Consider the following 6,886-nt stretch of genomic DNA (forward strand, 5'->3'; position numbering starts at 1 on the left):
CGGCCCGCGTCTGCTTTACTGGGCCGCATGACCACGACGAACAGCCGCATCCCTGCGACCGAGGCGACCACGACGCCCGGTGCTGTTTGTCCGTGTCCGTGTCGAATGTGCGCCTTCTAGAGGGCCCCCGCACCATCCGAGCCTCGCGCCCCGAAGCGAGAGCCGCGGCCCGTCCCGCGCCCGCACCCGGGCGCGTGCGACCAAAGGCCGCTCGCGCACACGGCGTTCTCCCCGGTCCACCGCCACCCGAGAACCGTGCCGCGTCCCCGACCGAACGCACACAACGCACCCGTGCCCGGGCACACCCGCGCCCGCGCACTCGACAGTGACGGAAATCCAGTGATCACCACATCGGGCCTGACCAAGGTCTACCGCTCCCGCGGCCGGGACGTCACCGCCCTCGACGGCGTCGATCTCCATGTCCGCGAAGGCGAGGTCTACGGCGTCATCGGCCAGTCCGGCGCCGGCAAGTCGTCCCTCATCCGCTGCGTCAACCTGCTGGAGCGCCCCACCTCCGGCACCGTGACCGTCGACGGGCAGGACCTCACCGCCCTGGCCGGCCGCGGACCGCGCGCGGGCAAGGAGCTGCGCCAGGCGCGCAGCCGGATCGGCATGGTCTTCCAGCACTTCAACCTGCTGTCCTCGCGGACCGTGCAGGACAATGTCGAGCTGCCGCTGGAAATCCTGGGCAAGTCCGGGAAGGAACGTTCCCGCAAGGCGCTCGGACTGCTCGACCTGGTGGGCCTCGCCGACAAGGCCAAGGCCTACCCCGCCCAGCTCTCCGGCGGCCAGAAGCAGCGCGTCGGCATCGCCCGCGCCCTGGCCGGCGACCCCAAGGTGCTGCTGAGCGACGAGGCCACCAGCGCCCTCGACCCGGAGACCACCCGCTCCATCCTCCAGCTGCTGCGCGACCTCAACCAGCAGCTCGGCCTCACCGTCCTGCTCATCACCCACGAGATGGACGTGGTCAAGGCCGTCTGCGACTCCGCCGCCCTGATGGAGAAGGGCCGGATCGTGGAGTCCGGCACGGTCAGCGAGCTGCTGGCCACCCCCGGCTCCGAACTGGCCGCCGCGCTCTTCCCGGTCAGCGGCGAGCGCACCGGCGCCGACCGCACGGTCCTCGACGTCACCTTCCACGGCGAGGCCGCCACCCAGCCGGTCATCTCCCAGCTGTCGCGCACCTACAACATCGACATCTCGATCCTCGGCGCCGCCATCGACACCGTCGGCGGCCTCCAGATCGGCCGCATGCGCCTCGAACTGCCCGGTCGCTACGAGGACAACGTGGTGCCCATCGGGTTCCTGCGCGAACAGGGACTCCAGATCGACGTCGTGGGCCAGGAGGCCGTACTGGTGAAGGAAGGTGCCAAGTGACCTGGTCCGAGATGCAGCCCCTGCTGTCGCAGGCCTGTTCCGAGACGTTCGACATGGTGTTCTGGTCCACCCTGATCGCCGTCGCCGCCGGCCTCCCGCTCGGCCTGCTGCTCGTCCTCACCGACCGCGGGGGCCTGCTCCAGAACATCGTCGCCAACAAGGTGATCGGCCAGATCGTGAACGTCGGCCGGTCGCTGCCGTTCATCATCCTGATGGTCGCCCTGATGAGCTTCACCCGCTGGGTCACCGGCACCACGATCGGCACGGCCGCCGCGGTCGTCCCGCTCGCCATCGGCGGCATCCCGTTCTTCGCCCGCCTGGTCGAAACCTCCGTCCGCGAGGTCGACCACGGGCTCGTGGAGGCCGTGCAGGCCATGGGCGGCAACACCTGGACCATCGTCCGCAAGGTGCTCGTCCCCGAGTCCCTGCCCTCCCTGATCGCCGGCACCACCACCACGGTCATCGCCCTCATCGGCTACTCCGCCATGGCCGGCACGGTCGGCGGCGGCGGCCTCGGCGACCTCGCCGTCCGCTACGGCTACCAGCGGTTCGAGACCGAGCTGATGTGGATCACCGTCGCGGTCCTCGCCGTCGCCATCTCCCTCATCCAGTTCGCCGGCGACTTCGCCGCCCGCGCCCTGCACAGCCGCGGCGGCCGCTCGGGCCCCGCGCCCAAGCTGCGGCTGCTGAAGGCCAAGGAGCCGGACGCGGCCGGGGTCGGCAAGGCTGCGTAAGGGCCGCGCCACCGCGCGCCACACAGACTCCCCGTCACCCTCACGGGGTCGCACCACCATAAGGAAAGGCACTTTTCGTGCGTAACACCGCCAAGTTCACCACCGCCGTCCTCGCTGCCGGAGCCCTCGCCCTCGGGCTGACCGCCTGCGGCTCCGGCAAGTCCTCCGCCTCCCACGACTACAGCGGCCCGCTGATCGTCGCCGCCACCCCGGTCCCGCACGCCGAAGTCCTGGACTTCGTCGAGAAGAACCTGGCGAAGAAGGCCGGACTCGACCTCCAGGTCAAGGAGTTCACCGACTACATCACGCCGAACACGGCGACCGAGGACGGCTCGGTGGGCGCCAACTACTTCCAGACCAAGCCGTACCTGGACGACTTCAACAAGAAGCGCGGCACCGACCTCGTCTCCGTCGTCGGCGTGCACCTGGAACCGCTCGGCCTCTACTCCCACAAGGCCAAGAAGGCGGCCGACCTCAAGAACGGCGCGACCGTCGCCGTCCCCAACGACGCCGACAACGAGTCCCGCGCCCTGAAGCTGCTCGCCACGGGCGGGCTCATCACCCTCAAGTCGGGCGTCTCCCAGGCCACCCCCCAGGACGTCGCCGAGAACCCCAAGCACCTCCGGTTCAAGGAGGTCGAGGCGGCCCAGACCCCGCGCTCCCTGGACGACGTGGACGCGGCGGTCGTCAACGGCAACTACGCCATCTCCGCGGGCCTCAAGCCCGCCAAGGACGCCATCGTCCTGGAGACCGCGAAGAACAACCCGTACGTCAACCTCCTCGTGGTGAAGAAGGGCAACGAGAACGACCCGCGGGTCAAGAAGCTCGCGAAGCTCCTCACCTCGCCCGAGGTCAAGAAGTTCATCGAGGACAAGTACCAGGGCTCGGTCGTCCCGTCCTTCTGATCCGGCCGGGCGACGCACACCGCATCGCGACCCACGGGGTCCACTCCCTCACCGGGTGTGGACCCCGTCGTGCGGTTCAGTGGTTTCATGCTGCATGCTGGGCAGTTCAGCAGGCCCGTGTCACGGCCCTGATGGTCTTACGAGTTTCCGAAGGTTACGGAGCGGCGCATGACGAGCACCTTCCCCAACATCTCCATCAGCACGGAGCGGTTGGTGCTGCGCCCCTTCGAGGAGACCGACGCCGAGGCGTTCGCCGAGATGATGAACGACGAACTGGTCACCGCCTGGACCTCCGTGCCCCAGCCCTACACCGAGGCCGACGCCCACGCCTGGATCACCCGGCGCGCCCCGGCCGAACGCGCCGAGGGCCGCGGCATCGTCTTCGCCGTGGACGAGTTCCTCACCCAGCGCCTGGTCGGCACCGTCCGGCTCAGCCACACCGACTGGCGGGTGCGCTCCGCCGAGATGTCGTACATCGTCGCCCCCTGGGCCCGCGGCGAGGGCTACGCCTCGGAGGCCGCGCTCGCCACCGCCCAGTGGTTCTTCCGCGACCAGGACTTCGAACGCCTGGAGCTGCGCACCGCCGCCGACAACACCGCCTCCCAGCAGGTCGCCCAGAAGATCGGCTGCATCAGCGAGGGAGTGCTGCGCGGCGCCTGGATAGCCCGCGCCCGCGACGACCGGGGCGAGTGGCGGGACGTGCGCACCGACCTCATCGTCTGGAGCCTGCTGCCCGAGGACCTCGACGGTGTGGCCGAGCAACTCGCCGACACCGGCGGCTTCACCCGCTTCCCCGACTGGAACTGAACCGCACGCGCCGTCGCGCGACGGTTTCACCGGGTACCCTCACGGAGCCCGCCCATGGGCCCTGTACCCCTGACGACCTGCGAAAACCTGGAGATGGACGACGATGGCCGACCGGGTCACGGTGATCGGCTGGGACGGCTCGCCGCTGACCGAGGCGGCACGCTCCGCCCTCGGCGCCGCCACCCTCGTGGCGGGCGCGGCCCACCACCTGGCACTGCCCGAGATCCCGCCCGCCGCCGAACGCATCCGCCTCGGCAGCGTCGCGCTCGCCGCCCGCCGCATCGCCGCCCACCGCGGCACCGCCGTCGTGCTCGCCGACGGCGACCCCGGCTTCTTCGGCGTGGTACGCACCCTGCGCGCCCCCGAGTTCGGCCTCGAGGTGGAGGTCGTCCCCGGCGTCTCCTCCGTCGCCGCCGCCTTCGCCCGGGCCGGCATGCCCTGGGACGACGCCCAGGTGGTCGTGGCCCACCCGCGCACCCTGCGCCGGGCCGTGAACGTCTGCCGCGCGCACACCAAGGTGGCCGTCCTCACCTCGCCGGGCGCGGGTCCCGCCGAACTCGGCCTCCTGCTGGAGGGCGTCCACCGCACCTTCGTCATCTGCGAGGAACTGGGCACCGAACGCGAACAGGTCTCCGTCGTCACCTCCGACAAGGCCGCCGACCACACCTGGCGCGACCCCAACGTGGTCATCGTCATCGGCGGCCCGGTGGGCGCGACGGAGGGCGGCGGCTGGATCGCCGGGCGCGACCCGGGCACCGGACCGCGCGGCTGGGTCCAGCCCGACGAGGCGTACGGCGACGGCACCGCCCTCGGCGAGGGCGAGACCGAACTGCTGCGCGCCGCCCAACTCGCCCGCCTCGGCCCCCGCGTCGGCGACCTCGTCTGGGACATCGGCTGCGGCTCCGGCGCGTTCGCCACCGAGGCCGCGCGGGCCGGCGCCGCCGTCATCGCCGTCGACCACGACCCCGCCGCCTGCGCCCGCGCGGCCGGCGCCGCGCGCCGCTACGGCGTCCAGCTCCAGGTGGTGCCCGGCAGCGCGCCCCACGTCCTGGAGAACCTGCCGGAACCGGACGTGGTCCGGGTCGGCGGCGGGGGAGCGGCCGTGGTCGGCGCGGTCGCCGACCGGCGCCCGCAGCGCATCGTCACCCACGCGGCCACCCGCGACGCCGCCGAACTCGTCGGCCGTGACCTCACCGAGCACGGGTACCGCGTCGAGTGCGCCCTGCTCCAGTCCGTCGAACTCGACACGCGGGCCTGGCGGGAGACCGAGCGGAACGTGGTCTTCCTGCTCACCGGCGAATTGCCGGGGCGCGAAGCGCCTCGTTGAGGGGCGGCGGCCGGGCCGCGGGCGGCCCTCCCCGAGCGCAACCCGTGATCGGGTTGTCGTACCGCGCGCGGTAGGCTGGCCGATCGTTGTACCGCACCGGTGTCCCGGAACTTCGTTCCCCAATGTCCGGAACGCACGCCCGCTTTGGGGTGGGTGTGGTACGGCGAACCCGTGGACGCGCAACGTGGCGCAGTCCACAGCGGCCAGTCGCGGATCATGCTGTCGCGACGGCGTGACGACCGGGACAATGCCACTGAATGGCTTTGTCGCCTTTTCCGGCGGGTCGTTCGTGCCGCTGGGCACGGACGCTCGTTCTTCACTACGGGGCGGTCGGTGTGCCGTTCCGGGTGAGCTGGTCGTAGGAGCACTAACCGATTGGGCGAGGGGTACGCATGACCGACACCGGCCAGGTCCCGGGCGAGGGACAGCCGGAGAGCGCAGGCATGGTGGAGCAGCCGGGCGTCACCGCGCACGGCGCGTACACCTATCTCTCCGAGGCACCCGCCGAGGACGAAGACCTGCTGCTGCCGGGCGCCCAGGGCGCGTGGGGCAACGAAGTGCCACCGCCCGCCCCGGAGCCGGTGGTCGAGGCCCTCCACGAGCCGGGCCCGCACGAGGCCGCCGGCCGTGACACCGGTTCCGTGGACCTGGGCGGCGTCCGCCTCCCGTCCGCCCAGGACACCCTGTCGCCGCGCCGCCCCCTGCACCTCGGCCCGCCCATCCCCAACAACTCCGCCGGACCGGTCCGCTCCCTGGCCGACCGGGGCCCGGAGTACCTCGACGCCCAGCCCCTGCGCGAGATGGGCCCGCAGAGCGCGGCGCCCTGGGGGGCGCAGACCGGCCAGGCGCCGGCCGCGGCGCCCTCGGCCCCCGGACCGGTGCCGGCCGCGGCGGGTACGGCCGAGGCCGCGCCGGTCGCCACCGAGGCGCCGGGCGCACCGGCCGCCGGTGCCGAAACGGTTGACCCGGCGGGTGCGGCACAGGGTGAGCCCGCCGCCGAGGTGGTGCGGGGCCACGACGGTCCGCAGCCCGCCGACGGCCACGACGGTGTGTACGTGGCTCCCGCTCCCCAGGGCGAGGAGGCCCCGCTCGCGGAGGCGACCGCGCAGGGCGGGCCCGCGCCCGCCGCGCCCGCCCACGAGCCGCAGCCCCAGGCCGCCGAGGCGGCCGCCACGGCTCCCGTGGACGGCACCTCCGGCCCGGCCGAGCCGCAGGTCCCCGGCGCCGTCGCCGCCCAGCCCGCCGCCGTCCCGTCGGACGCGGCGCCCGCCGCCGAGGCCGCGCAGCCGGTGCAGCCCGCCGAGTCCGACGTTCAGCCGGTGCAGCCCGCCGAGCCCGACGTTCAGCCGGTGCAGCCCGCCGAGTCCGTTGCCGCGCAGCCCACGGAGGCTGTCGCCGCGGAGGCCGCGCCGCCTGCCGAGGCCGCCGCCGTGGTCGCGGAGGCCGGCCCCCAGGCCGCCGAGGCGGTGGCCGCTCAGCCTGCCGCCGTGCCCGTCGCGGAGGCCGTCCAGCCCGTTGAGGCCGCCCCACCCGTGGAGGCCGTTGCCGCCGAGGCCGTTCAGGTCCCCGTCGAGGTCGCTGAGCCGACCGCTGCCGCCGAGGCCGCCCAGCCGACCGACGCCGCTGCCGTCGAGGCCGTCCAGCCGATCGACGCCGCTGCCGTCGAGGTCGTCGCGGCCGAGCCCGTCGCCGCCCCCGTCGAGGCCGTCCAGCCGGCGGAAGCCGCTGCCGCCGAGCCC

At 73.1% G+C, this 6,886-nt stretch carries 5 protein-coding genes and 1 pseudogene; all 6 read left to right on the forward strand.

Features of this window, described 5'->3' with window-relative positions; translation table 11 throughout:
* Positions 1-339: 339 nt before the first annotated feature.
* Entirely contained in the window at positions 340-1,374 is a 1,035-nt protein-coding gene (locus FRZ03_RS30335) for a methionine ABC transporter ATP-binding protein (protein WP_146468292.1), read from the forward strand.
* A complete protein-coding gene (locus FRZ03_RS30340; protein WP_186785703.1) occupies positions 1,371-2,108 on the forward strand; it encodes a methionine ABC transporter permease in 738 nt (245 codons plus the stop codon). Before FRZ03_RS30335 ends, FRZ03_RS30340 begins: the two co-directional genes overlap by 4 nt.
* A gap of 77 nt (positions 2,109-2,185) precedes the next feature.
* Positions 2,186-3,013, forward strand: a complete 828-nt coding sequence (locus tag FRZ03_RS30345; protein ID WP_146468293.1) for a MetQ/NlpA family ABC transporter substrate-binding protein — start codon at positions 2,186-2,188, stop codon at positions 3,011-3,013.
* A 168-nt stretch (positions 3,014-3,181) separates the two neighbouring features.
* On the forward strand, positions 3,182-3,820 hold the full coding sequence (locus FRZ03_RS30350) for a GNAT family N-acetyltransferase (protein WP_146468294.1): 639 nt from the start codon (positions 3,182-3,184) through the stop codon (positions 3,818-3,820).
* Between the two features lie 103 nt (positions 3,821-3,923).
* Positions 3,924-5,147, forward strand: coding sequence for a precorrin-6y C5,15-methyltransferase (decarboxylating) subunit CbiE (gene cbiE, locus FRZ03_RS30355; protein ID WP_146468295.1), 1,224 nt, complete (start codon positions 3,924-3,926; stop codon positions 5,145-5,147).
* A gap of 392 nt (positions 5,148-5,539) precedes the next feature.
* A pseudogene (locus FRZ03_RS39495) lies at positions 5,540-6,886 on the forward strand (nicotinate-nucleotide--dimethylbenzimidazole phosphoribosyltransferase); the annotation flags it as partial.

It is taken from the genome of Streptomyces misionensis, from assembly GCF_007896895.1.
GTDB classification, from domain to species: domain Bacteria; phylum Actinomycetota; class Actinomycetes; order Streptomycetales; family Streptomycetaceae; genus Streptomyces; species Streptomyces misionensis_A.